The 25,247-nt window shown below is 42.9% G+C and carries 23 protein-coding genes and 1 riboswitch; of the genes, 21 read left to right on the top strand and 2 right to left on the bottom strand.

What is annotated here, in order from left to right:
- The first annotated feature begins 20 nt into the window (after positions 1–20).
- The gene (pheT, locus tag ACQCT8_RS06500; protein WP_426869549.1) at positions 21–2,435 is read left to right on the top strand and encodes a phenylalanine--tRNA ligase subunit beta; all 2,415 of its coding nucleotides are present in this window, start codon (positions 21–23) and stop codon (positions 2,433–2,435) included.
- Positions 2,436–2,547: 112 nt separating this feature from the next.
- Here pheT and rnhC read toward each other — a convergent pair whose 3' ends face one another.
- A complete protein-coding gene (gene rnhC / locus ACQCT8_RS06495; RefSeq protein ID WP_426869547.1) occupies positions 2,548–3,477 on the bottom strand; it encodes a ribonuclease HIII in 930 nt (309 codons plus the stop codon).
- Positions 3,478–3,587: 110 nt separating this feature from the next.
- Between rnhC and zapA the strand changes: the two genes are divergently transcribed.
- From zapA to ACQCT8_RS06430, 13 genes are all read left to right on the top strand, one after another.
- Positions 3,588–3,863 (top strand): cell division protein ZapA, encoded by a 276-nt coding sequence (gene zapA, locus ACQCT8_RS06490; protein ID WP_198134256.1) that lies wholly within the window; start codon positions 3,588–3,590, stop codon positions 3,861–3,863.
- A 7-nt stretch (positions 3,864–3,870) separates the two neighbouring features.
- Positions 3,871–4,410, top strand: a complete 540-nt coding sequence (locus ACQCT8_RS06485) for a CvpA family protein (protein ID WP_426869545.1) — start codon at positions 3,871–3,873, stop codon at positions 4,408–4,410.
- Between the two features lie 107 nt (positions 4,411–4,517).
- Complete coding sequence (gene polX / locus ACQCT8_RS06480) at positions 4,518–6,230, top strand: DNA polymerase/3'-5' exonuclease PolX (protein WP_426869543.1); 1,713 nt, start codon at positions 4,518–4,520, stop codon at positions 6,228–6,230.
- A 12-nt stretch (positions 6,231–6,242) separates the two neighbouring features.
- Positions 6,243–8,606, top strand: coding sequence for an endonuclease MutS2 (locus ACQCT8_RS06475; RefSeq protein ID WP_426869541.1), 2,364 nt, complete (start codon positions 6,243–6,245; stop codon positions 8,604–8,606).
- A 29-nt stretch (positions 8,607–8,635) separates the two neighbouring features.
- Entirely contained in the window at positions 8,636–9,043 is a 408-nt protein-coding gene (locus tag ACQCT8_RS06470) for a DUF350 domain-containing protein (protein WP_426869539.1), read from the top strand.
- A 305-nt stretch (positions 9,044–9,348) separates the two neighbouring features.
- Positions 9,349–11,043: a long-chain-fatty-acid--CoA ligase gene (locus tag ACQCT8_RS06465; RefSeq protein WP_426869537.1), complete on the top strand. Its 1,695-nt coding sequence runs from the start codon at positions 9,349–9,351 to the stop codon at positions 11,041–11,043.
- A 167-nt stretch (positions 11,044–11,210) separates the two neighbouring features.
- Positions 11,211–11,792, top strand: coding sequence for a TetR/AcrR family transcriptional regulator (locus ACQCT8_RS06460; RefSeq protein ID WP_426869535.1), 582 nt, complete (start codon positions 11,211–11,213; stop codon positions 11,790–11,792).
- A gap of 13 nt (positions 11,793–11,805) precedes the next feature.
- On the top strand, positions 11,806–12,579 hold the full coding sequence (locus tag ACQCT8_RS06455; RefSeq protein WP_426869533.1) for an enoyl-CoA hydratase: 774 nt from the start codon (positions 11,806–11,808) through the stop codon (positions 12,577–12,579).
- A 26-nt stretch (positions 12,580–12,605) separates the two neighbouring features.
- The gene (locus tag ACQCT8_RS06450; protein ID WP_426869531.1) at positions 12,606–13,379 is read left to right on the top strand and encodes an electron transfer flavoprotein subunit beta/FixA family protein; all 774 of its coding nucleotides are present in this window, start codon (positions 12,606–12,608) and stop codon (positions 13,377–13,379) included.
- Between the two features lie 38 nt (positions 13,380–13,417).
- Positions 13,418–14,392, top strand: a complete 975-nt coding sequence (locus tag ACQCT8_RS06445) for an electron transfer flavoprotein subunit alpha/FixB family protein (protein ID WP_278239688.1) — start codon at positions 13,418–13,420, stop codon at positions 14,390–14,392.
- Between the two features lie 412 nt (positions 14,393–14,804).
- Positions 14,805–15,119: a thioredoxin gene (gene trxA, locus ACQCT8_RS06440; RefSeq protein ID WP_041059927.1), complete on the top strand. Its 315-nt coding sequence runs from the start codon at positions 14,805–14,807 to the stop codon at positions 15,117–15,119.
- Between the two features lie 151 nt (positions 15,120–15,270).
- Positions 15,271–17,043 carry an excinuclease ABC subunit UvrC gene (uvrC, locus tag ACQCT8_RS06435; protein WP_426869528.1) on the top strand — a complete coding sequence of 591 codons (1,773 nt, stop codon included), beginning with the start codon at positions 15,271–15,273 and terminating at the stop codon, positions 17,041–17,043.
- A gap of 66 nt (positions 17,044–17,109) precedes the next feature.
- Positions 17,110–17,291, top strand: a riboswitch (Lysine riboswitch).
- A 130-nt stretch (positions 17,292–17,421) separates the two neighbouring features.
- Positions 17,422–18,663 carry an aspartate kinase gene (locus ACQCT8_RS06430; protein ID WP_426869526.1) on the top strand — a complete coding sequence of 414 codons (1,242 nt, stop codon included), beginning with the start codon at positions 17,422–17,424 and terminating at the stop codon, positions 18,661–18,663.
- 54 nt (positions 18,664–18,717) lie between these two features.
- Here ACQCT8_RS06430 and ACQCT8_RS06425 read toward each other — a convergent pair whose 3' ends face one another.
- Positions 18,718–19,161, bottom strand: a complete 444-nt coding sequence (locus tag ACQCT8_RS06425) for a DUF2507 domain-containing protein (protein ID WP_426869524.1) — start codon at positions 19,159–19,161, stop codon at positions 18,718–18,720.
- A gap of 349 nt (positions 19,162–19,510) precedes the next feature.
- On the opposite strand from ACQCT8_RS06425, the gene ACQCT8_RS06420 reads away from it, so the two are divergent.
- From ACQCT8_RS06420 to racE, 7 genes are all read left to right on the top strand, one after another.
- Positions 19,511–20,119 (top strand): succinate dehydrogenase cytochrome b558 subunit, encoded by a 609-nt coding sequence (locus ACQCT8_RS06420; RefSeq protein ID WP_426869523.1) that lies wholly within the window; start codon positions 19,511–19,513, stop codon positions 20,117–20,119.
- Between the two features lie 72 nt (positions 20,120–20,191).
- Positions 20,192–21,952 (top strand): succinate dehydrogenase flavoprotein subunit, encoded by a 1,761-nt coding sequence (gene sdhA, locus ACQCT8_RS06415; RefSeq protein ID WP_426869521.1) that lies wholly within the window; start codon positions 20,192–20,194, stop codon positions 21,950–21,952.
- A gap of 20 nt (positions 21,953–21,972) precedes the next feature.
- On the top strand, positions 21,973–22,737 hold the full coding sequence (gene sdhB, locus ACQCT8_RS06410) for a succinate dehydrogenase iron-sulfur subunit (protein ID WP_426869869.1): 765 nt from the start codon (positions 21,973–21,975) through the stop codon (positions 22,735–22,737).
- Positions 22,738–23,062: 325 nt separating this feature from the next.
- Positions 23,063–23,530, top strand: coding sequence for an acyl-CoA thioesterase (locus ACQCT8_RS06405; RefSeq protein WP_426869519.1), 468 nt, complete (start codon positions 23,063–23,065; stop codon positions 23,528–23,530).
- Positions 23,531–23,617: 87 nt separating this feature from the next.
- Positions 23,618–23,842, top strand: coding sequence for a helix-turn-helix domain-containing protein (locus ACQCT8_RS06400; protein WP_278239681.1), 225 nt, complete (start codon positions 23,618–23,620; stop codon positions 23,840–23,842).
- A gap of 119 nt (positions 23,843–23,961) precedes the next feature.
- The gene (locus ACQCT8_RS06395; protein ID WP_426869517.1) at positions 23,962–24,414 is read left to right on the top strand and encodes a MarR family winged helix-turn-helix transcriptional regulator; all 453 of its coding nucleotides are present in this window, start codon (positions 23,962–23,964) and stop codon (positions 24,412–24,414) included.
- Between the two features lie 16 nt (positions 24,415–24,430).
- Positions 24,431–25,234, top strand: coding sequence for a glutamate racemase (racE, locus tag ACQCT8_RS06390; RefSeq protein ID WP_426869515.1), 804 nt, complete (start codon positions 24,431–24,433; stop codon positions 25,232–25,234).
- The last annotated feature ends 13 nt before the right edge of the window (positions 25,235–25,247 follow it).

Here is a 25,247-nt window from a genome sequence, read left to right as displayed (position 1 = left end):
TATAAAAAGGAGGGTATGAAATGTTTGTATCTTATAAATGGCTACAGGATTATGTAGATCTGTCAGGTGTTTCACCGGAGGAGCTGGCAGAAAAAATAACTCGCTCAGGTATTGAGGTAGAAGGCATAGAGGTTTCCGGTAAAGGCATTGAAAATGTTGTCATTGGACATGTGCTATCTTGCGAAAAGCACCCGGAAGCGGACAAGCTGAATATTTGCAAAGTAGATGTTGGAGAAGAAGAGCCCGTGCAGATTATCTGCGGGGCAGCCAATATTGGAAAAGATCAAAAAGTGGCTGTCGCAAAGGTCGGGGCAGTATTACCCGGCAATTTTAAAATAAAAAAAGCAAAGCTCCGCGGGGAAGCATCAAACGGAATGATTTGTTCGCTTCAGGAACTGGGTGTAGAAGGAAAATTAGTGCCTAAAGAGTTTGCTGAAGGAATTTATCATTTTCCAAAGGAAGCAGTAGTTGGAGAAGATGCGATTGAAGCATTGGCCCTAAATGATTCCATTCTGGAGCTTGGGCTGACGCCAAACCGTGCAGACGCCATGAGCATGCTTGGAGTGGCCTATGAGGTGGGAGCCATATTGGACCGGAAAGTTCATTTGCCTGAACTTGATTACAGCCAAAGTGAGGAGCGGGCTTCTGACCGGATCACGATCGAAGTTGAAGCTGAAAAAGAAAATCCGATTTACTTAGCGAAAGTCATTGAAAACGTGAAAATCGGACCATCCCCCCAATGGATGCAGAGCCGGTTAACTGCTGCAGGAATTCGGCCTCACAATAATGTTGTGGATATTACAAACTACGTATTGCTGGAATACGGTCAGCCGCTTCATGCATTTGACTTGGATCAAGTAAAAACAAATAAAATTGTAGTTCGTTTAGCGAAAGAAAATGAAAAAATTGAAACGCTGGATGATGCGATAAGAGAACTTAAGTCTCATCACCTTGTGATCACAAATGGTGAAGAGCCTGTAGCAATTGCCGGCGTAATGGGTGGAGCGAATAGTGAGGTTTCTTTAGAAACGACAACTGTTTTGCTTGAATCAGCTTACTTCGCTCCCCGTTCCGTCCGCCAAACCTCAAAAGACCATGGACTTCGCAGTGAAGCAAGCTCACGCTTTGAAAAAGGAGTGGATCCAAAAAGGGTCGAACTTGCTGCAGAACGGGCAGCACAATTACTTTCACTGTATGCAGGTGGAGAAGTATTAAGCGGCACGGTCGGGACGGACAAAATGGATAAATCAGAAAAACAATTATCCATTACGCTTGAAAAAATCAACCGTGTACTTGGCATGGAACTGACAGTTGATGAAGTTCTTAATTTATTCAGAAGACTGCAGATCGAAGCAAACGCAGATCAGTCCACAATCCATGTATCCGCACCGACAAGACGCGGTGATCTGGTAATCGAAGAAGATTTAATTGAAGAAGTAGCACGGCTTTACGGCTACGACCATATCCCGATGACTCTTCCTGTGCACGAAACGAAACCAGGCGGGCTGTCAACCCGTCAGCAAAAAAGACGGTTAATCCGCCAGGTGTTTGAAGGTGCAGGGCTTATGCAGGCCGTAACGTATTCATTGACAAATGATCAAAAAGCAAAAGAATTTGCTTTGGATGTACGTGAACCGGTTAAACTGATGATGCCAATGAGTGAAGAAAGAAGCAATCTTCGTTTAAGCATCGTTCCCCAGCTGCTTGAAAGTGTTTCTTACAATCTTGCACGTCAGCAGGACAGAATTGCCTTTTATGAAACCGGCTCTGTCTTTTTAGAAGAAAGCAACTCGGAGCTTCCTCGTGAAGATGAGCATCTTGCCGGAGCGGTTACAGGATTGTGGCAGTCTCATGCATGGCAGGGGGAGAAAAAACCGGTGGACTTTTACGCTGTGAAAGGAGTGCTGGATCTGCTTTGGGAACGGCTTGGAGCAGCACAAGACATCCGCTATGAACAAAGCAGGGAAGAACATCTTCATCCCGGCCGTACAGCTGCCATCTATCTTAAGGACGAAAAAATCGGATATATTGGCCAGGTTCATCCTTCAAAGCAAAAAGAACTTGATTTAAAAGAAACATATGTATTTGAAGTGAAGCTTGAATCCGTTTATACCTACGAGACAGCGCCTCTTCACTACACAGCGATCCCGCGTTTTCCATCGATCGTTCGTGATATCGCACTAGTTGTAAACAGTGAAGTGCTGGGCGGAGACCTTGAGCGTATCATTAAACATGCAGGCGGCAGTCTTTTAAAATCTGTTAAGCTGTTTGACCTTTATCAGGGAGAACATATGGAAAAAGGCAAAAAGTCACTTGCCTTCTCCCTCATTTATATGGACCCTTCACGAACACTGACAGACGAGGAAGTAGTAAAAGCGCACGAAAAAGTACTGCATGCAGTTAAAGACCAGGCTGGAGCAGAACTGAGAGGATAAAAAAAAAGGAACATCACCGCAAAAAGCCGGCACAGTGTTTTGCCGGCTTTTTGTATATAGTGACGCATTAAAGGAGTAAAGGGGCCAGGCCCCTTTACTCCTTTAATGCGTTTCACAACCGCTGTGCTTTTTGCGTGTTAGCAAAATGCAGCTTGGCGAAGTGGTTTAATTCGTGCAGTCCTTTTTGTTTTATTAGCTTTGCAGCCATGATATCCACTTTCGCACCGGCTCCTTTAGGAAGAGTAAATCCGGCATCCGCGCTCAAGTCGTCCATTGCGCGCAGAAAGGCGTAACGTGCGATTATAGAAGCCGCCGCAACGGCTAAATGGATTCCTTCAGCTTTTGTACTGAAATAAACATTTTCCCTCATGATATCAGGCTGATTTTTAAGGTGGCGGTAGTAGACATCCTTTTCAGCAAATTGGTCAATTAAAATCCCTTCCGGCTTTTCCGGTGTAATTTTACTTATGACATGCAAAATAGCCTGGTTATGCAGGACTGCCTTTATTTTTCCTTGTGTCCATCCACTAGACTGGCGTTCATTGTACTTTTCGTTCGGCAGGGTCAGCAGACTGTATGGGATTGTTTGAATAAGCTTTTTTGCAATCTCTATAATGGCTGGATCTTTCAGATGCTTGGAGTCCTTTACCCCGTACTCTTGTAAAAGAGCAATCTGGTCTTTTCGGACGTAGCAGGCTGCAACTGTGATGGGTCCAAAATAATCTCCAGTACCCACCTCGTCAGAACCAATGATGGACATGGTGGAAATAGAGGGTGGTAGAACCGCCTTTGTTTTTGCAGCAGTTGACTCTTTTTGGCGAGGTGAAGATGTAGAGGACTTATCCGCCCATTTAGCAGATTCCTTTTCTCCTTCTTTTCCCTGAAACAGCACCTTCCCCGATTTATATGCTGTAATCGAGTAAGCAGAAGATTTCGCTGCAAACACCGCCCCGGGTGGCGTAGTATTTTTTAGAATGTGAGAATAGTGTTTTTTCATGTCATTTATTACATCATTTGGCAGAGATAAAACGGCATTTGGCATATGTAAAGCTCCTTTATTTTGTTCAACCGCGCGATTTTGCGGCTGTTTATCATCTTTTCTTTTCATCTTGAAAAGGTACGTGTTATGATAATGAATAGGATTCTCGAAGAATGGGGGCTTATACGTTGTCTCAGAATGAAAAAAATCGCATAAGCGTTGATATCTATGGACAATCATACTCCATTGTCGGCAGTGAGTCCACGTCTCATATTCGGCTTGTCGCTTCAATGGTTGATGATAAAATGAGAGAGATCAGCAGTAAAAATCCCTCTCTTGATACATCAAAACTAGCTGTCCTAACGGCTGTTAATGCGGTTCATGATTATCTTAAGCTTAAAGAAGAAATAGAAGAATTAGAGAGTGAATTAAAAAAACTAAAGGATTGAATGCTTGATGCTGGATTTGATTTTATTGATTCTGCTAATTATGGGGTTTTTAGTAGGATTAAGAAGAGGATTTATTTTACAGTTTATTCATATGATCGGATTTTTTATTGCCTTTTATGTTGCGTATGTGTACTACGATGTTCTGGCTCCGAAGTTAACGCTCTGGATCCCATATCCCAGTTTTGACAGCCAGTCGGAGCTTGGAATGATTGCAGAGACTGTGAATTTTGAAGATGCTTACTACCGGATCATCGCGTTTGCCATTATCTTTTTCGGTGCAAAAATTGTTATGCAGCTGATTGGCTCGATGTTTGATTCGGTTTCCCAGTTTCCGCTTTTGCGGCCATTGAATGTAGCCGGAGGCGGGGCGCTGGGATTGATTGAGATATACATTGTTCTATTTGTTTTGCTTTATATAGCGGCTATGCTGCCGATTAATTCAGTTCAAAACGCACTAAGCGGTTCATGGCTTGCTGAATTTGTTTTACAGCAAACACCTATATTCTCTGAGCAAGTAAAAGAATGGTGGCTGGAATCTCGTTCGTAAGCCGGGAAACCTGCTTAATAGGATGCCTGGATCTCCATTTTTGGAGCCAGGCTTTTTATTATGTGCTATGTTTTGCTAAGATGAACAGTGAAGCGGAGGGAACACAGATGAATAAAAAAGATCTTATAAAATTACTGGAAACGATTGCCGTTTATATGGAGTTAAAGGGTGAAAACTCATTTAAAATCAGCGCCTTCAGAAAAGCTGCTCTTGCGATCGAAACGGATGATCGGAGTCTGTCACAAATTGGCGATTTTACAGCTCTTAAAGGAGTAGGAAAAGGCACTGCTGCCGTCATAGAAGAGTACATTGAAACAGGCGAGTCAAGCGTGCTGGCATCTTTAATGAAAGAAGTGCCCGAAGGACTTGTGCCCCTGCTGAAGCTGCCGGGACTCGGCGGAAAAAAGATTGCAAAGCTGTATCAGGAATTAAATGTTGAAAATATAGATGACTTAAAAAAGGCGTGTGAAGAACAAAAGGTACGGGGACTTGCAGGCTTTGGTGCAAAAACAGAAGAGAAAATTCTTGCGGTCATTGGGGAAGCAGGCAAAAGACCCGACCGGCTGCCGATATCATTTATGCTTCCTATTGCAGAGGAGCTTGATAAAATTCTTTCCACAATATCTCAAGTCAACCGTTTTTCAAGGGCGGGCAGTTTAAGGAGAGCAAGAGAAACAATTAAAGATTTGGACTACATCGTGTCAACAACGATGCCTGCTGAAGTCAGAGAAAAGCTTACAGCCATTTCAGGTGTGAAAGAAGTCGTATCAAATGGAGATACGAAGGTATCAATTGTACTGGACCGAGGCTGGGACGTATCCGTGGATATTAGACTTGTACAGGAAGAATCCTTCGCTACGACTCTGCACCATTTTACCGGCTCTAAAGACCATAATGTAAAAATGCGTCAGCTGGCTAAAGAACGCGGAGAGAAAATTAGCGAATATGGTGTAGAGTCCGTAGAAACCGGCGAAATAATGCATTTTTCAACGGAAGAGGAATTTTTTAAACACTTCGGTCTGTCATTCATTCCCCCAGAGGTTCGTGAAGACGGGAAAGAAATAGAAAAACATGAAAAAGCCGCTGACTTGATCCAGAGATCTCATATTAAAGGAGATCTTCATATGCACACGACCTGGTCTGATGGTGCCTATTCTTTAGAAGAAATGATTGAAGCATGCAGAGAAAAAGGCTACGACTATATGGCAATTACTGATCATTCCCACTATCTGAAAGTAGCAAACGGACTTTCGGCTGAAAGGCTTGAAAAACAGCTGGATGAAATTAAAAGGCTGAATGAAAAATATACCGATATTGAAATTCTTTCCGGTGTAGAAATGGACATCTTACCGGACGGTTCCCTTGATTATGAAGACAGTCTGTTAGAAAAAATGGATATTGTTATTGCATCAATCCACTCAAGCTTTTCTCAGTCTCAGGAAAAAATTATGAAGCGGCTGCAAACGGCTCTTGAAAACCCTCATGTAGATATCATTGCACATCCTACCGGCAGACTGCTTGGAAGAAGAGAAGGCTATAAAGTGGATGTGGAGAAACTGATTGAAATGGCAGCCAGTACTCAAACAGCATTAGAACTTAACGCAAATCCAAACAGGTTTGATCTAAGTGCCGAATATGTGAAACTTGCCCAGTCTAAAGGAGTGCCGATCGTCATCAATACAGACGCCCACGACCGGACTCATCTGGAGTTTATGGAACATGGCGTGCAGGTGGGCAGAAAGGGATGGCTGGTTCCTGACTCCGTTTTAAATACCCGGTCATGGAAAGAGCTGTCCCGCTTTTTGAACAGGCATAAGTAAGGAGGAAGTTCATTGAACGCAAAAGCACTAAATACATTGGAGTTTACAAAGATTAAGCAATTAGTAAAAGAATTCGCAGCATCTGAACTTGGGACCAATCGAATAAATAAAATGGAGCCATCGGTTTCCTTTGACGAAGTTGTTCAGCTTCAGAATGAAACGGATGAGGCAGCAACTGTACTGCGCATAAAGGGCGGCATGCCGCTTGGGGGCATTTTCGACATACGTCCCCACGTAAAACGGACGCAAATAGGCGGCTCGCTCAGTCCAATGGAACTGGTTAAGATTGCAAGTACCATACGGGCAAGTAAAATGATCCGGATTTTTATAGAGAAATTAGTAGACGAGGAGGAATTGAGCCTTCCGATTCTTGAAAATAAAAAGGAATCTATGGCGGTGCTCACGCCGCTTGAACATCTCATCTATGATGCAATTGACGAAAATGGAGAAGTGCTTGATTCAGCGAGTGCAGAGCTGCGTTCGATTCGTCAGAAAATCCGTTCAAGTGAAAGCAGAATCAGAGAAAAGCTCGAAAGCACAATCCGGTCAAAAAATGCACAAACAATGCTGTCAGATGCGATCATCACGATTCGGAATGACCGATATGTAATTCCAGTTAAGCAGGAGTACAGAGGGCATTACGGAGGGATCGTGCATGATCAATCCTCATCAGGACAAACGGTTTTTGTCGAACCGGAAGCCATTGTGAATTTTAATAATCAGCTACGGGAACAGCGGCTGAAAGAACAGGAAGAAATAGAACGCATCCTGCTTGAATTAAGCCTTGCAGTCAGTGCAGAGGCCTATGACCTGCTGCTGACAACCGATATACTGGGCGATATTGATTTTATGTTCTCAAAAGCCAAATATGGCAGATCCATTAAAGCAACAAAGCCTGAAGTGAATAACCAGGGAATCATCCACTTAAATAAAGCAAGACACCCGCTTTTGCCAATGGAAGAAGCGGTAGCAAACGATATCTTTCTGGGTGAAGACTTTACAGCAATTGTCATCACCGGTCCCAACACGGGAGGAAAGACAGTCACGTTAAAAACGATTGGATTGTGCACCTTAATGGCGCAGGCGGGTCTTCCGCTCCCGGTGCTTGATGGTTCAAAGATCTCAGTGTTTGAATCAGTTTGGGCGGATATAGGGGACGAGCAATCAATCGAACAGAGTTTAAGTACTTTTTCATCCCATATGGTGAATATTGTGAATATCCTGAAGCAAGCAGACAGCGGCAGTCTTGTGCTGTTTGATGAATTAGGCGCTGGAACCGATCCGCAGGAAGGCGCAGCACTTGCCATATCCATTTTGGACGAGGTACACAACAAAGGAGCAAGAGTGGTTGCCACCACTCATTACCCTGAGTTAAAAGCATATGGCTATAATCGCGACGGAGTGGTAAATGCGAGTGTAGAATTCGATGTGAACACTCTGAGTCCCACGTACAGGCTCTTAATTGGAGTGCCCGGACGCAGCAACGCTTTTGATATTTCAAAAAGGCTGGGGCTTGAAGAACATGTGATACAGCATGCCAAAACATTTGTTGGTACTGACAGTAAAGCGGTTGAAGCAATGATCGCATCACTCGAGTCCAGCCGAAAAAGCGCAGAGCAGGATTATGAAGATGCACATGATTATTTAAAAGATGCGCAGAATCTTCACAAAGATATGCAAAAACAAATGAGCGAATTCTGGGATAAACGGGACGAAATGTATGAAAAAGCCCGCCTAAAAGCGAATTCGCTGGTTGAGCAAGCGAAAAGTGAAGCAGAAGAAGTCCTCTCTGATCTTAGAAAACTGCGAATGGAAAAAAATGCAGATGTTAAAGAGCATGAGTTGATCGATGCGAGAAAGAGACTTGAGGAAGCTGCTCCTGCTCCTTCTCCGAAACAAAAAAAAGCGGCATCTAAAAAACCGTCGGCCAGAGTTCTAGAAGCGGGAGATGAAGTCGAGGTTCTTACATTTGGACAGCGGGGAACCCTATTGGATAAGGTGTCTGACACAGAATGGAGCGTGCAAATAGGGATTTTAAAAATGAAAGTGAAAGAAAAAGATCTTGAATTCAAAAAAGCTGAGAAAAAAGCAGAACCAAAGCCCCTCGCATCCGTGAAAGGAAAAGATTTTCATGTTGGCTTGGAACTGGATTTACGGGGAGAAAGATTTGAAAATGCCCTGCTTAAAGTCGATAAGTATATTGATGATGCGCTGCTTGCAGGCTACCCAAGAGTTTCAATCATCCACGGCAAAGGAACGGGTGCTTTAAGATCCGGTGTACAGGAGAAATTAAAGAGTCATCGTTCGGTTAAAAAAGTAAGACTTGGTGAAAGCGGAGAAGGCGGAAGCGGAGTTACCGTTGTGGAATTCAAATAATGATAAAATTTAATTAAGGTGGCTTAGGTATGAATCACTTCTGGCAGCACCCATTAGTTGAAACCGCAGGATATTACAGTGTTGTTGTTTTATGCATGATTGTTTTTCTTGCGGTATTTGAAATGGTGACGAAATATAACAACTGGGAAGAAATTCAAAAGGGAAATTTGGCTGTTGCTATGGCGACGGGAGGAAAAGTATTTGGTATTGCAAATATCTTCCGTTATTCAATCGATCAGCACGATACGTTAATTTCCATGATGGGCTGGGGGGTTTACGGCTTCGTCCTCCTGCTTGTTGCTTATTTTATGTTTGAATTTTTAACGCCCCGCTTTAAAGTTGACGACGAAATACAAAACAACAATAAAGCGGTAGGATTTATCTCGATGGTCATATCCGTTGGTTTATCCTTTGTGATCGGTGCAAGTATTACATAGAGGGGGACAGGCATGGAAACATTAGCAAAAATATTAATTGCTTGCTGTGCAGTATTTATCGTGATTGGAGTCATTTATTTAGCTTTATAATAATAAATTTAAAGATACAGTTTTAAACTGCCGCAAAACATGAGCAGGGCTTTAGCCTGTGTTTTGCTAAAATCTGATACGCTACAGATGTGTAAAATATCAGAAACTGTGTCTTTTTTCTTATCGCTAAATTGTAACCGCTTTCCTTTTCGATTATAATAGAATAAGAAATGAGAATTTTCTAATATTTATATAATACTAAGGGAGGGAATGAAATGGAAAATCAGCCCTGGCTGAATCTTTACCCGGATACAATTCCGACGCATATTGATCTGGAACATAAGCCTGTACATGCTTATTTAACAGAAGCGGCTAAACTTTATCCGGATAAAAAAGCGGTTCATTTTATGGGGAAGGAATTTACGTACAGGGAAATGCATGAAAATTCGTTGAAAATGGCGAAATATTTACAGGATATTGGCATTGAAAAAGGAGATAGAGTTGCGATCATGCTTCCGAACACTCCTGCCTCTGTTATCGCTTATTATGGAATCCTGTATGCCGGTGCGATTGTCGTGCAGACAAACCCGCTGTATACGGAAAGAGAAATTGAATATCAGATGAAAGATTCCGGTGCTAAAGCAATTGTCACGCTGGATATCCTTTTTCCAAGAGTTTCATCGGTTTTCAATAAGACTGATCTTAAGCATATGATCATTTCAGGAATCAAGGATTTCCTGCCGTTTCCTAAAAATTTGATTTACCCTTTTATTCAAAAAAAGCAGTATGGCATGACGGTTAAGGTTGAACATAGCGGTAGCAACCACTTACTCACGGAAATCCTGAAAATATCTTCACCTGATCCGGTTGAACACGCACTCAATTTTGAAGAAGACATTGCCATCCTTCAGTACACGGGAGGTACGACCGGTCACCCAAAAGGAGTTATGCTCACCCACAAAAATTTAATTGCCAATGCCTCCATGTGTGATGCCTGGCTGTACAAAAACAAAAAAGGTGAAGAAATTATATTAGGAATTCTGCCGTTCTTCCATGTGTACGGAATGACGACCGTGATGATTTTATCCATCATGCAGGGCTATAAAATGATTCTCCTGCCAAAATTTGATGTGGATACGGTACTGAAGACGATTCACAAGCAGCGACCTACGATTTTTCCGGGAGCGCCGACCATCTATATTGGCATTTTGAATCATCCCGAACTGAGTAAATATGATCTGACGAGTGTGCAATCGTGCATAAGCGGTTCCGCCCCACTGCCAGTAGAAGTGCAGGAAAACTTTGAAAAACTGACAGGAGGAAAGCTGGTCGAGGGATATGGATTGACAGAGTCATCGCCTGTCACGCATTCAAATTTTATATGGGATCAGAAAAGAATTAAGGGAAGTGTAGGAGTTCCATGGCCGGATACGGATTCAAAAATTATTTCTATGGAAACCGGCGAGCCTCTTCCACCGGGAGAAATTGGTGAAATAATCGTGAAAGGCCCGCAGGTTATGAAAGGATATTGGAATCAGCCGGAAGAAACAGCTGCTATCTTAAAAGATGGCTGGCTTTACACCGGCGACCTTGGCTACATGGACGAAGCAGGATATTTCTATATCGTGGATCGGAAAAAAGATATGATAATAGCAGGCGGATTTAATATTTATCCACGTGAAATTGAAGAAGTTATGTATGAGCATCCAGCCATTCAGGAAGTGGTTACTGTAGGCGTTCCTGATGCATACAGAGGAGAAACAGTGAAAATTTTTGTTGTCCTGAAGCAGGGACAAGAAGCTACTGAAAAAGAATTGGACGATTTTGCCCGTCAGCACCTTGCTTCCTATAAAGTCCCACGCATTTATGAGTTCAGAGAAGAACTTCCAAAAACAGCAGTAGGGAAAATTCTTCGAAGACAGCTTGTGGAGGAAGAGAAGGAGAAGCAGTCAAACCAGAAGTTGGGTTAGTTTTGACGGGAAAGAGTGAAGAAGTCCACTCTTTCCAAATTTAAATTAGTTGGTTTATACTTGACTAATAGAATGACAGTTAGTAAGATGAAATTATGAATGATCATTCATTCATAATTTCTTTTTTTCGTTTGAACATTGATTACAGGTTGAAAGGTGATGACCCATTGAAAAAAGATAAACCAAAATATAAGCAGATTATAGACGCAGCCGTTGTGGTCATTGCTGAAAATGGCTATCACCATTCCCAGGTTTCTAAAATTGCCAAACAGGCTGGAGTCGCAGATGGCACCATTTATCTTTATTTTAAAAATAAAGAAGACATTTTAATTTCTCTATTCGAAGAAAAAATGGGGCAGTTTGTGCGGTCCATACGCGGGAAAATGACCGGTGAGGAAGATGCCATTAAGCAGCTTGAAATTCTAATTAAGAGCCACTTTCAAATGCTTGCAGACGATCATCACCTTGCGATTGTTACACAGCTTGAACTAAGACAGTCCAATAAAGATATTCGTTTGAAAATTAATAAAGTACTAAAAGAATACTTATTAGTTGTGGATGAGGTTTTAAATAATGGCGTCCAGAGCGGATTGCTGACAGAAAATTTAGATATTCGTTTGGCAAGGCAAATGGTCTTTGGTACGATTGATGAGGTGGCCACCACCTGGGTAATCAATGACCAGAAATACAATATTACCAAGCTTGCTCCGGGCATTCATTCATTGCTTGTGAACGGGTTGAAAAAGTAAAGGGGGAAAGCCGATGGGCTTTTTAACATGGGAAAACGATCAGCTGGTATCCATTGCTTCTATCGAACGTCCTCCTGCAAATGCTCTAGCCAGTCAGCTAATTGAAGAAATCGATCAATGGCTGACTGCAGTGGAGCATGATCCTGAAGTAAGGAGCCTCCTTATTCATGGAAAAGGACGATTTTTTTCAGCAGGAGCAGATATAAAAGAATTTACTCAAATTGAAGACGGAGCCGCATTTAGTGAACTGGCAAGAAGGGGCCAGCGGGTATTTGAAAGGATGGAAAGGTTTTCAAAGCCCATTGTTGCTTCCATCCATGGAGCTGCACTTGGCGGCGGGCTTGAATTGGCAATGGGATGCCATATCCGCTATGTAAGTGAATCTGCAAAGCTCGGACTGCCTGAATTGCAGCTTGGGCTGGTGCCTGGGTTTGCAGGCTCTCAGCGTCTTCCGAGGTATGTTGGCTTTGCAAAAGCAGCTGAAATGCTTCTGACAAGTGAACCAATTTCCGGTATTGAAGCTGTCAAATGGGGACTTGCCAATCAGGCTTTCCCTGAAGAAGAAGTTTTCGAAAAATCGAAAGCGCTTGCATTAAAAATGGCACAAAAAAGTCCAATTTCAGTCAAAGCGGCACTGGATTTGCTTCAATACGCTAAAACAGCAGACTTTGAAGAAGGAGTGCAGAAAGAAGCAGACTGGTTTGGGGAAGTGTTTGTATCAAAAGACGCAAAAGAAGGAATTGACGCTTTTATTCAAAAGCGCAGCCCGGTGTTTAAAGGAGAGTAAAGCATACTTAAATGGAGGGATTTTAAATGAATATTTACGTACTAATGAAAAGAACATTTGATACTGAGGAAAGAATTTCGATCAGCGGCGGGAAAATAGCCGATGATGGAGCTGAATTTATTATTAACCCTTATGATGAATATGCAATAGAAGAAGCGATTCAGCTTAAGGACGCACACGGAGGAGAAGTGACGGTTGTGTCTGTTGGATCAGAGGAAGCAGAAAAGCAGCTGCGGACAGCACTTGCAATGGGTGCAGATAAAGGAGTTCTTATTAATATAGAAGATGACGTGGAGGAAAGCGACCAGTTCACAACGGCCCGTATTCTTGCGGAATACTTAAAAGATAAAGAAGCTGATCTAATTATTGCAGGGAATGTGGCAATCGACGGAGGATCCGGTCAAGTAGGACCGCGTGTTGCAGAACAGCTGAATATTCCATATGTCACCACCATTACTAACATTGAAGTTGATGGGCAAACTGTCACAATCGTACGCGATGTTGAAGGGGACTCAGAAACGATAGAAACATCTCTGCCGCTTCTGGTTACTGCGCAACAGGGTTTAAACGACCCCCGCTATCCATCGCTTCCTGGCATTATGAAAGCGAAGAAAAAACCGTTGGATGAAATTGAATTGGATGATTTAGATCTGGATGAAGACGATGTGGAACCAAAGACAAAAACAATTGACATCTATTTGCCTCCTAAAAAAGAAGCAGGACGCATTTTAGAGGGAGAAATAGATGATCAGGTAAAAGAACTGGTTCAATTGCTTCATAAAGAAGCCAAGGTGGTCTGAGCAACTTAAATTAATCATCACTTTCAGGAGGGACAATCATGACGAAAAAAATAATTGTGTTGGCAGAATCACGTGAAGGAGCACTCCGCAATGTATCGTTTGAAGCCATTGCAGCTGGCAAAAAAATCTCAGACGGCGGAGAAATTGTAAGCGTTTTATTGGGAGATGACGTTTCCACTCATGGCCAGGAACTGATTGCTTACGGTGCTGATAGAGTCGTTACTGTACAAAATGAAAAGCTGAAGCAGTATTCTTCAGACGGCTATGCGCAGGGTTTGCTTGCTGTATTGGAATCAGAAAATCCTGACGGGCTTGTTTTTGGTCATACAGCATTGGGAAAAGATCTTGCCCCGCGTATTGCAAGCAAGCTTGGCAGCGGACTTATTTCAGATGTGACGGCGATAGAGGAGGGCGGGGATGAACCTGTCTTTGTTCGGCCGATCTACAGCGGTAAAGCTTTTGAAAAGAAAGTTGTATCGGATGGTCTTGTCTTTGTGACAATACGTCCGAATAATATTGACCCCCTTCCGAAAGAAGAAAGCCGGTCAGGGGAGGTCACTTCACTGGATGTGGAGATAAAAGATCTGCGTACCATTATTAAAGATGTGGTTCGAAAAGCGACAGATGGAGTTGACCTTTCAGAAGCCAAAGTGATTGTTGCAGGTGGCCGGGGAGTGAAAAGTGAAGAAGGATTTGAGCCGCTGAAAGAACTTGCTGACCTGCTGGGCGGAGCAGTTGGGGCGTCACGGGGCGCATGTGATGCAGAGTACTGCGATTACTCTCTTCAAATCGGACAGACTGGAAAAGTTGTAACACCTGATCTGTACATTGCCTGCGGATTATCCGGAGCGATCCAGCACATGGCCGGCATGTCCAACTCAAAAGTCATTGTCGCAATTAATAAAGACCCGGAGGCAAATATCTTTAAAGTTGCAGACTACGGTATTGTTGGCGATTTATTTGATGTAGTTCCGTTGCTTATAGAAGAATTTAAAAAAATTAAAGCATCCTGATTTATCTTGTAAACGAGGTTGGGACAAAACTCAATAAAGTTTAAAGAACGAGTTAGTAACTATAAATAGTAAGAGGTGAACGGAGCGGAAGGTGGCGACTCCAGCAGGGTACGACGGCAAGCTGAGACTTTGCGGGGCAAGGCCCTGGAAAGTCTCAGCGCCGTCCCTGCGGAAAGCGTCCACCTGAAGCGCAGCGAACCGAACCGGTCAAAGAGGCTGAGACACCAGCCTCTTTACTATGGAGAGACATAATAATCGTATTAATAATAATACAGCAGGAAAATGGGAAACATACAGATGTTTTGAAAGCCGCTGTAAGGTGATTTTTAATCATGCAGGCAAAAAAGTGGATTCCCCCATAACGGGGTGCTATACTTTGTCTATATTCGGCATTATAAAGGAGGAAATTAACATGGCAATTGCACATGCAACTGATCAAACATTTACAACTGAAACTGGAGAAGGCTTAGTCCTAGCAGATTTCTGGGCACCTTGGTGCGGACCATGTAAAATGATTGCTCCTGTTCTTGAAGAACTGGATGCAGATATGGGTGAAAAAGTTAAAATCGTTAAGCTTGATGTGGATGAAAATCAGGAAACTGCAAGCAAATACGGTGTAATGAGCATCCCGACTTTAGTGGTGCTTAAAGACGGAGAAGTAGTAGACAAAGTGGTTGGTTTCCAACCGAAAGAAGCACTTGAAGAGCTTCTGAACAAGCACGCTTAATAAATCAGACCAGGCAAACAATGCCTGGTTTTTATTTTGTCTTTTTTTCTTCAGAAATTTTTCGAACATACGACCCCCTATTTTTGCATTTATCCCATTCATTCCTTATGATGAAATAAGTAAACTATTTTCACCTACAGGAGGGCTAGTGATGAATGATCTGCTGAAGAATAAACTTGCTGTCCTGCCTGATCAGCCTGGTTGTTATTTAATGAAGGATCGCCAAAATACCATCATCTATGTAGGAAAAGCAAAAGTATTGAAAAATAGAGTGCGTTCTTATTTTACAGGATCTCATGACGGTAAAACCCAAAGGCTTGTCTCCGAAATTGAAGACTTTGAATACATTGTCACCTCCTCTGATATTGAGGCGTTAATTTTAGAGCTTACCTTAATTAAAAAGCATGATCCTAAATACAATGTGATGCTTAAAGATGATAAATCCTATCCTTTTTTAAAAGTAACAGCAGAAAAGCATCCACGGCTGCTCATTACACGAAAAGTAAAAAAAGATAAAGGGCGCTATTTCGGCCCGTATCCAAATGCGCAGGCAGCAAATGAAACGAAAAAATTACTGGACCGGATGTATCCGCTGAGAAAATGCAGCACCCTGCCGGACCGTGTATGTCTTTACTATCATTTAGGTCAGTGTCTGGCTCCGTGCGAATTTAAAGTGGAAGACACCGTATACCGTCAAATGACAGATGATATTGCCCGGTTTTTAAACGGGGGATTCAAAGAAGTGAAAAGCGACCTTCAGAAAAAGATGGAGTCTGCTTCAGAGAATCTGGAATTTGAAAGAGCGATGGAATATCGTGATCAAATAAATCATATTGAAGCGACGATGGAAAAACAGAAAATGGCCATGAATGACTTTACGAATCGCGATATATTTGGCTACAGCGTCGACAAAGGCTGGATGTGTGTTCAGGTCTTTTTTATTCGTCAGGGCAAGCTGATTGAACGGGATGTTTCGTTATTTCCGATTTATGATGAACCTGAACAGGAATTTCTAACCTTTATCGGACAGTTTTATATGGAACCCAATCACTTTAAACCAAAAGAAGTACTTGTTCCATCACAGATTGATGCGGAACTGGCAGAAAAGCTGCTTGAAGTTCATGTCCGTCAGCCTGTGCGGGGTCAGAAAAAAGATCTGCTGCAGCTCGCAGAAAAAAATGCGAAATTTGCTCTTTTGGAAAAATTTTCTCTTATTGAACGCGATGAAAACAGGACGATTAAAGCAGTTGAACAGCTTGGTGAAGCTATGAACATTCACCCCCCGCTGCGTATTGAAGCGTTTGATAACTCAAACATTCAAGGGGCGGATGCGGTGTCAGCACTTGTTGTTTTTATTGACGGGAAGCCGGCAAAAAAGGAATACCGGAAATACAAAATTAAAACCGTACAAGGGCCGGACGACTATGCTTCGATGCGGGAGGTCATCAGAAGGCGGTATTCGAGGGTGCTGAAAGATGGGCTTCCACTGCCTGATCTGGTGTTGATTGATGGAGGCAAGGGACAGATCGAAGCGGCACGGGAAGTGCTTGAGGATGAACTAGGGCTGGACCTTCCACTTGCCGGTCTGGCTAAAGATGACCGTCATCAAACCTCTAATCTTTTGTTTGGAAGCCCGCTTGAGATGGTTCCGCTGAGCAGACGCAGTCAGGAGTTTTACCTGCTTCAGCGCATTCAGGATGAAGTGCACAGATTTGCCATCACATTTCACCGGCAGCTGCGCGGGAAAAATTCAATTCAGTCAGTTCTCGATGAAATTCCGGGTATTGGTCCTCAGCGTAAAAAGAAACTGCTGAGGCATTTCGGCTCTGTGAAAAAGCTGAGAGAAGCTTCACTCGAAGAAGTAGTGAGTGCGGGAATTCCACCAATGCTTGCTGAAGAGATTGTAAAGAAACTTAAAGAATAGATTGAATGAAAAAAACCATTTTGCTATAATAGGACAAAGTAAATATACACTCACTTTTCTTTTTAAAGTGGGGATAGAGGTGCGAAAGTCAAGAGTATCTGCGCGGAGGAGGATGAATCCGGGGAAGCGCAGAAAAAGGGGCGATCGCCGAAGTCTGCTTTTCTTTCATCAGAAGGCAAACTGGTTCTGTATTTAAAAAATGCAGGGCTGTCAAGATGATGTTTTCATCTTGGAGAGCTATCTCACCTGAGCAGCGATGGACATTTCAGTTCAAAAGCAATGGGGATACTCTTCCCATTGCTTTTTTTGTGCATAAATAACAGCAGGGGCACACGGCTGTTCAGGAATGAGAAATAATTATGTGAGAAGAGGCTTGCAATGAGTTTAATTGTACAAAAATTTGGCGGAACATCGGTAGGATCAGTGGAGAAAATACAACATGCTGCGACAAGAGTCATTCAGGAAATTCAAAATGGTCACCAGGTGGTGGTGGTAGTTTCTGCAATGGGAAAAACAACAGATGAACTGATACGGCTCGCAGCAGGGATTACTGAATCTCCGAATAAGCGGGATATGGATATGCTTTTAACTACTGGGGAGCAAATGACCATCTCGCTCCTTTCCATGGCATTGCAGAGCAAGGGCTGTTCAAGTGTTTCCATGACTGGATGGCAGGCAGGCATTCAAACTGAAGCGGTCCACAGCAAGGCAAGAATTACTCATATCGAAACAGCGCGCATGAAAGAAGAGCTGGCAAAAGGCAAAGTAGTCGTAGTAGCCGGTTTTCAAGGAATGGACGCGAACTTTGAAATTACGACACTCGGCAGAGGCGGCTCAGATACGACAGCGGTTGCTTTAGCATCTGCCTTATCCGCTCAGCGTTGTGACATCTTCACCGATGTAGACGGTGTTTATACCTCTGATCCGAGATTTATAAAGGGAGCCAGAAAGCTTGAAGGAATCTCCTACGATGAGATGCTTGAGTTGGCGAATTTAGGAGCTGGGGTTCTGCATCCCCGTGCGGTAGAATATGCAAAAAATCATTCTCTGCCTCTTACAGTGAGGTCAAGCATAGAGGAAATTGAAGGTACGCTGATTGAGGAGGAATCGAAATTGGAAGAAAATCTGGTTGTCCGCGGAGTCGCATTTGAAAGTGATATCGTACGAATGACAGTTTATGGGCTGGAAAATGAAGTGACAGGCATTTCATCTATATTCACCGTCCTGGCAGAAAATCATATTAATGTGGATATCATTATTCAGAGCCGGACAGAACTGAATTCAACTAATCTCTCTTTTTCCATTAAAGAAGCTGAGCTTGAAGAAACACGCAGCGCACTGCTTCAAAATAAGGAGCGGTTAGGCTTTTCAAAAATCGAACATGAAGCAGGACTTGCGAAAGTGTCCATCGTCGGTTCGGGAATGGTATCAAATCCCGGAGTAGCCGCTCAAATGTTTGAGGTTTTAGCTGAAAATGAAATTGCTATAAAAATGATCAGCACCTCTGAAATTAAAGTATCAACAGTTGTAGAAATGGAGAAAATGATTCCTGCTGCTCAAGCGGTTCATGACAGTTTTTCATTAGCTTCGCTCCAGCCAAGACCGCAGCTCACAAATTGAATAAATAAAACAAGGCGCCAATTTAAACAGCGCCTTGTTTTCATGTAAATTTTATTATTTGATCTTTCTTGAGGGCAGGCCATAAGGATCCTTTGAATCCCATTTAAGAGTAAATTGAATGATGGCGTTTTTTTGACGCTGGCCAATGGCTTCAGTCTGGCATTGCTTGATCATAGCAAATTGTTCCGCAAGAAAGCCTGCTTCAAGAGTAAAATGCTGGGCTTGATTCGTTTGAATTCTCTTTTTTAGAAGCTCTCCCCCAAGTTCAAGCGTCAATTCGTCGTTTCGCTGTTTAAGGATCTTGAGGCTCCCCCAATCCGCCTTTTCAAAAAAATGAATGAGTTCTCCTTCATTTTGACACGGGTGTTTGCGGGCAAGGTTTTTTCCTGCCCAGTAAAGTATTTCATTTGTATGATTTCCAAGTAACTCCGGCAGCAACTCGTCCCGAATGAGAGAATAACCGAAGGATCCTGCAGTGATTTCGTTTTCTTCAGACATGCTGTGACCCTCACTTTCCACTCTTCTATTATACGAGTTTACTTGTTAAAGTGTAAGAGACGCGGGGTGAAATAATGGAATTGTCCCCTTATATTTTCATAAAGAGGGACAAAAGTCACTCATTCTGGTTGTAAGCGTTATAGTAAAATAGCAAAGTTAAATGTCCACAAAAAGTTAACATTCAGAATTATTTTTATGTATACGTTTTCTTGACGGTCAATTCTTATCGGAGTACAATTAAGTTGTCACATAAATGTTATATTGTGCGAAATAGCTTGATTATCGTCGAAATGTTTGAAAAATTTGACGAGATTCATAAGCTGGTATTTTTTGGAGGGGGTAACGTTCGATGGCTAATAGTCGAGAGTTTTACTGGAGGAGGCTGCATTCTTTACTGGGGGTTATTCCTGTAGGGATCTTCCTGATTCAGCATCTGATTGTGAATCATTATGCGACAAGAGGTGAAGAGTCGTTTAACAACGCAGCGCATGTAATGGAGGGCTTGCCTTTCAGATTGATCCTGGAAATTTTTATTATCTTTGTCCCGCTTTACTTTCACGCAATTTATGGCGTGTATATTGCTTTTACTTCAAGAAATAATCCACGACAATATGGAACATTCAGAAACTGGATGTTTATTATGCAGCGCGTAACGGGCGTATTTACACTGATTTTTGTTACATGGCATATCTGGGAAACTCGTATTGCCGCAGCGTTGGGAGCAAAAGTCAACTTTGGAATGATGGAGTCGATTCTGGCTGATCCATTTATGCTGGCATTTTATATAGCAGGCGTTGTATCTACTACCTTCCATTTCGCTAATGGGCTATGGTCATTTTTAGTAACATGGGGTGTAACGATCAGTCCAAGTTCACAAAGAATTTCCACTTATGTGACGTTAGGTATTTTCCTGGCACTTACGACTATCGGGATTCGAGCAATCCTGGCTTTCGTTTAATACACATATTTTACACATATAAATCGTTGAGCAAACGCTCAGTCAGCGGATAAAAGTAAGGAGAGTGTCTAAATGAGCAAAGGCAAAATTATCGTTGTCGGCGGAGGACTTGCAGGTCTAATGGCAACGATCAAAGCAGCGGAAGCCGGCATGGCAGTGGATCTGTTCTCACTCGTTCCGGTTAAACGTTCACACTCCGTTTGCGCACAAGGCGGTATCAATGGGGCAGTGAATACGAAAGGAGAAGGGGATTCCCCGTGGGAACACTTTGATGACAGTGTTTACGGCGGAGACTTTTTAGCAAACCAGCCTCCTGTAAAAGCAATGTGCGATGCTGCTCCCGGCATCATTCATTTATTAGACCGGATGGGAGTAATGTTTAATCGTACACCTGAAGGCCTCCTGGATTTCAGACGTTTTGGGGGTACTCAGCACCACCGTACGGCTTTCGCCGGCGCAACAACGGGACAGCAGCTTCTTTATGCGCTCGATGAACAGGTGCGCCGTCATGAAGTAGCAGGCCTTGTTACAAAATATGAGGGCTGGGAATTCCTCGGCTCCATTCTGGATGATGACGGAATCTGCCGTGGAGTGGTTGCGCAGAATCTTTCCAGTATGGACATTCAGTCATTCGCTGGTGATGCTGTCATCATTGCAACCGGCGGACCAGGAATCATTTTTGGAAAATCAACTAATTCAGTCATTAATACAGGTTCAGCAGCTTCGATTGTCTATCAGCAAGGTGCTTATTACGCCAATGGAGAATTTATTCAAATTCACCCTACCGCGATTCCGGGAGATGACAAGCTGAGACTGATGAGTGAATCAGCTCGTGGAGAAGGCGGACGTGTCTGGACTTACAAAGACGGCAAACCATGGTATTTCCTTGAAGAGAAATATCCTGCTTATGGAAACCTGGTGCCTCGTGATATTGCCACACGTGAAATTTTTGATGTCTGCGTTTTCCAAAAACTCGGCATTAATGGTGAAAACATGGTATACCTGGATCTATCTCATAAAGATCCAAAAGAACTTGATATTAAACTTGGCGGCATTATCGAAATCTATGAAAAGTTCATGGGTGACGATCCAAGAAAGCTTCCAATGAAAATATTCCCGGCTGTTCATTATTCAATGGGCGGGCTATGGGTAGATTACGATCAGATGACGAATATACCAGGTCTTTTTGCTGCAGGAGAATGTGATTACTCTATTCACGGAGCAAACCGACTGGGTGCAAACTCCCTTCTTTCCTCTATTTATGGCGGAATGGTAGCAGGGCCTAACGCAGTGGCTTATATTAATGGCCTTGAAAAGACCGTGGAAGATATCTCACCGGAGGTTTTTGAACGCCACGTAAAAGAAGAACAGGATAAGTGGGATCACATCATGTCGATGGATGGGGAAGAGAACGCTTATGTGATTCACAAAGAGCTCGGCGAATGGATGACTGATAATGTAACGGTTGTCCGTTATAATGATAAGCTTGAGGAAACAGATGCTAAAATACAGGAGCTTCTTGAGCGCTTTGAGAACATTAATATTAATGATACGAATAAATGGAGCAATCAGGGGGCTGTCTTCACACGCCAACTGAAAAATATGCTTCATCTTGCACGGGTGGTTACGATTGGTGCACTTCAGCGAAATGAAAGCCGCGGCGCCCATTTTAAACCTGATTTCCCGGATCGTAATGACGAAGAGTTCCTAAAAACGACGATGGCGAAATTTAATCCGGCCACTAATTCTCCCGAGATTCATTATGAGGATGTGGATACATCCCTAATTGAACCTCGTAAACGGGATTATTCGAAAAAGAAAGGAGCTAAGTAATCATGACTGCAACGGAAACGATGAAAGAACAAAAAATGATTCGATTCGAGATATACAGACAAGATGACCTTGACTCCACTCCTTATATGGAAGAATTTGAAATCCCTTATCGTGCCAATATGAATGTGATTTCCGCTTTAATGGAAATTCGACGCAATCCCTACAATAAAAAAGGGGATAAGACAACACCTGTAGCATGGGACATGGGCTGCCTTGAAGAAGTATGCGGAGCCTGCTCAATGGTCATTAACGGCTCCCCTCGCCAGTCTTGCACGGCTTTGGTTGATCAGCTTGAACAGCCAATTCGTCTTGAGCCGATGAAAACATTCCCTGTCGTCCGTGATCTGCAGGTTGACCGCAGCCGGATGTTCGATTCATTGAAAAAGGTAAAAGCATGGATCCCGATTGATGGCACGTACGACCTTGGACCTGGTCCGAGAATGCCGGAAAAAAGAAGACAGTGGGCCTACGAATTGTCAAAATGCATGACCTGCGGCGTCTGTCTTGAAGCCTGTCCAAATGTAAACAGCAAATCAGACTTTATCGGGCCGGCCCCACTTTCACAGGTACGCTTATTCAATGCACATCCAACGGGTGCTATGAACAAAAACGAAAGACTTCAGGCAATTATGGGAGATGGGGGACTTGGAGCCTGCGGAAATTCCCAAAACTGTGTCCAGGCTTGTCCAAAAGGCATTCCGCTTACTACTTCGATTGCTGCGCTTAACCGTGACACTAACTTGCAGATGTTCCGAAACTTCTTCGGAAGCGACAACGAAGTTTAGGGCAGGACGTAACAATTAGATTAGTGAAATAAAGAAGAGTGAACTCATGAATACCCATTCGTGAATTCACTCTTTTTTTGTGTCGATTTTGCCAATGCATAGCTAAAGTCAGATTAGTTTATTGGAGGATGCTTACTTCATAAGTGAGTAAGCAATATATGACTCCCTGTTTTTGTATAAGCAGCATTTAGTAGTACAGCCTCACCGCAAAGCAACCCTTCCTTTGGAGCACGCAAACAGCGGCAAAGGTAGCGGACGGGAGGGGTATAGGCTATACTGGAAGAATATGAATAGGTATTCATGTTTTAGGAGGGAGAATGTCATAATGAAAAGTAGTTACATAGAAAACCTGGAAGACTGGAGAAGTGAATTCAGCTTTTATTATGAAGTGAAGGTTCGTTTTTCTGAGACAGATCTTTTTGGTCATATGAATAATACAGTTCCATTTATCTACTTTGAACAAGCAAGGATCGAGTTTTTAAAGGAACTCGGTTTTATGCGAAAATGGATGCACCCTGATCATGACAGCATCCCGGTTGTGGCAGATTTACAATGTGACTTTCTTCAGCAGGTTTATTTTGATCAGCATCTAAGAATCTATGTCAAAGCGGCTGGTATTGGCCGGTCTTCAGTGGATCTTCACTACTGCGGTGTAAATGAAAAGCGGGAGGTTGTTCTAACAGGCAGGGGAACAATGGTCCAAATTAATAAGGCCACCGGGAAAAGCAAACACTGGAGTGAAGAGCAGAAGAATGCCATGGAGGAAAAAAGAAATTCTTCATATGTAAAATAGATTGGCAAATCAACGCACTCCTTGCAATGTTGACTCATAAACTGGATAAACTGGCTTCAGTTTAGCAAGTGAGGAGGAAGAAATCCGATGAGTCGATCACAGTACAACAGAGCATCCATTTTAACAAAAAGAGAACGTGAAGTTTTTGGTTTGCTGCTTCAAGATAAAACCACTAAGGATATTGCTGGTGAGCTTTTTATTAGTGAAAAAACCGTGCGCAATCATATCTCTAATGCGATACAGAAATTAGGTGTGAAGGGAAGGGCACAGGCAATAGTGGAGCTGCTTAGAATGGGTGAACTGACATTGTAAAAGGGGATTTTCCCTTTTTACAATTATACATATGAGCCGGTCAAAAAAAGATTCTTGATATTTGCGCTAAAAACGGTCACAATCAAAGTAGAATTAATTCGAAGGAGTGTAGAGGGCTGATGGAAAAGAAAGGTACTCAGGAGCTTCATCCTGCTGGAGTGATGGCAGGAATTGAAAAAGACCTGCGCTATATTTCTGGCATTATTAAACAAAAAGGCCGGGAAATTCTGAGCCAGTATACAATTACGCCACCACAATTTATAGCCTTGCAATGGCTTTTTGAAGCAGGAGATATGACGATTGGAGAACTTTCAAATAAGATGTACCTGGCCTGCAGCACGACCACTGATCTTGTAGACCGGATGGAAAAAAATGAACTGGTAATGCGAGTGAAGGATGAAAATGACCGCAGGGTCGTGCGCATTCATTTGCTGAAAGAAGGCGAGCGGATCATTGAAGAAGTGATCAAAAAACGTCAGCAGTATTTAAATGAAGTACTTGTCGATTTTTCCGGTGAGGAAGTTGAGCTTCTTTCCAAAGGACTAAATCGCTTGCACAACGAAATGAAATAAGAGTGAGGGGCTTTTTTTGAGCAGATCAATTGGTGTAATGGATTCAGGTATCGGAGGGTTGACAGTCGCAAAAGAGATTATGCGTCAGCTGCCCAATGAAAACATCGTTTATGTTGGTGACACGGCACGTTGTCCCTACGGACCGAGACCGAGTTCAGAAGTAAAACAATATACATGGGAAATGGCCCGTTTTTTATACAATCAAAATATTAAGATGCTCGTCATTGCCTGCAATACAGCAACCGCGGTTGTTCTTGAAGAAATTCAGACTGCGCTTGATATACCGGTAATAGGAGTTATTTCTCCCGGAGCACGCTCTGCTGTAAAGTGGACCAAAAACGACCGTATCGGGATATTAGGGACATCGGGAACGATTAAAAGCAGAGCTTATGAGACTTCCCTAGCTGATCTCAGACCTTCTGTTATCTCTTTTCCGCTTGCCTGCCCGAAATTTGTCCCGCTTGTTGAAAGTGGAGAGCATGCAGGGGCAATGGCGAAAAAAATTGTAGCAGAAACACTGGTAGAGCTGAAAAACACCAAAATCGATACATTGATATTGGGATGCACGCACTATCCTCTGCTTCAGCCGCTGATTGAGCAGTATATGGGCTCTTCTATTACAGTTATCTCGTCAGGGGATGAAACAGCCAGAGAAGTAAGTGCAATATTGGCTTACAGGGGTGAATTAAATGCCCGGTATGAAAAAGAATGCCACCGTTTTTATACGACCGGATCATCCAAGATTTTTGGACAAGTAGCCAAGGAATGGCTGCAGGATGATGATCTGATGATTGATATGATTCAATTGCCGAGGGAGTAATGTCCCCCGGCTT

The sequence above is a fragment of the Jeotgalibacillus proteolyticus genome, assembly GCF_050107735.1.
Taxonomy (GTDB): Bacteria; Bacillota; Bacilli; order Bacillales; family Jeotgalibacillaceae; genus Jeotgalibacillus; species Jeotgalibacillus proteolyticus_A.
Note: the sequence above shows the minus strand (reverse complement) of the source record. Positions and strands in the feature narration are given on the sequence as shown.

Excerpts from the sequence above, each read along its gene's own strand:
- ACQCT8_RS06445 (WP_278239688.1), top strand. The coding sequence starts at position 13,418 with ATGACGAAAAAAATAATTGTGTTGGCAGAATCACGTGAAGGAGCACTC.
- pheT (WP_426869549.1), top strand. The coding sequence starts at position 21 with ATGTTTGTATCTTATAAATGGCTACAGGATTATGTAGATCTGTCAGGT.
- ACQCT8_RS06405 (WP_426869519.1), top strand. The coding sequence starts at position 23,063 with ATGAAAAGTAGTTACATAGAAAACCTGGAAGACTGGAGAAGTGAATTC.
- uvrC (WP_426869528.1), top strand. The coding sequence starts at position 15,271 with ATGAATGATCTGCTGAAGAATAAACTTGCTGTCCTGCCTGATCAGCCT.
- ACQCT8_RS06400 (WP_278239681.1), top strand. The coding sequence starts at position 23,618 with ATGAGTCGATCACAGTACAACAGAGCATCCATTTTAACAAAAAGAGAA.
- ACQCT8_RS06465 (WP_426869537.1), top strand. The coding sequence starts at position 9,349 with ATGGAAAATCAGCCCTGGCTGAATCTTTACCCGGATACAATTCCGACG.
- ACQCT8_RS06450 (WP_426869531.1), top strand. The coding sequence starts at position 12,606 with ATGAATATTTACGTACTAATGAAAAGAACATTTGATACTGAGGAAAGA.
- ACQCT8_RS06455 (WP_426869533.1), top strand. The coding sequence starts at position 11,806 with ATGGGCTTTTTAACATGGGAAAACGATCAGCTGGTATCCATTGCTTCT.
- ACQCT8_RS06470 (WP_426869539.1), top strand. The coding sequence starts at position 8,636 with ATGAATCACTTCTGGCAGCACCCATTAGTTGAAACCGCAGGATATTAC.
- sdhA (WP_426869521.1), top strand. The coding sequence starts at position 20,192 with ATGAGCAAAGGCAAAATTATCGTTGTCGGCGGAGGACTTGCAGGTCTA.
- ACQCT8_RS06395 (WP_426869517.1), top strand. The coding sequence starts at position 23,962 with ATGGAAAAGAAAGGTACTCAGGAGCTTCATCCTGCTGGAGTGATGGCA.
- trxA (WP_041059927.1), top strand. The coding sequence starts at position 14,805 with ATGGCAATTGCACATGCAACTGATCAAACATTTACAACTGAAACTGGA.
- rnhC (WP_426869547.1), bottom strand. The coding sequence starts at position 3,477 with ATGCCAAATGCCGTTTTATCTCTGCCAAATGATGTAATAAATGACATG.
- ACQCT8_RS06430 (WP_426869526.1), top strand. The coding sequence starts at position 17,422 with ATGAGTTTAATTGTACAAAAATTTGGCGGAACATCGGTAGGATCAGTG.
- sdhB (WP_426869869.1), top strand. The coding sequence starts at position 21,973 with ATGAAAGAACAAAAAATGATTCGATTCGAGATATACAGACAAGATGAC.
- ACQCT8_RS06485 (WP_426869545.1), top strand. The coding sequence starts at position 3,871 with ATGCTGGATTTGATTTTATTGATTCTGCTAATTATGGGGTTTTTAGTA.
- polX (WP_426869543.1), top strand. The coding sequence starts at position 4,518 with ATGAATAAAAAAGATCTTATAAAATTACTGGAAACGATTGCCGTTTAT.
- zapA (WP_198134256.1), top strand. The coding sequence starts at position 3,588 with ATGGGGGCTTATACGTTGTCTCAGAATGAAAAAAATCGCATAAGCGTT.
- ACQCT8_RS06420 (WP_426869523.1), top strand. The coding sequence starts at position 19,511 with ATGGCTAATAGTCGAGAGTTTTACTGGAGGAGGCTGCATTCTTTACTG.
- ACQCT8_RS06425 (WP_426869524.1), bottom strand. The coding sequence starts at position 19,161 with ATGTCTGAAGAAAACGAAATCACTGCAGGATCCTTCGGTTATTCTCTC.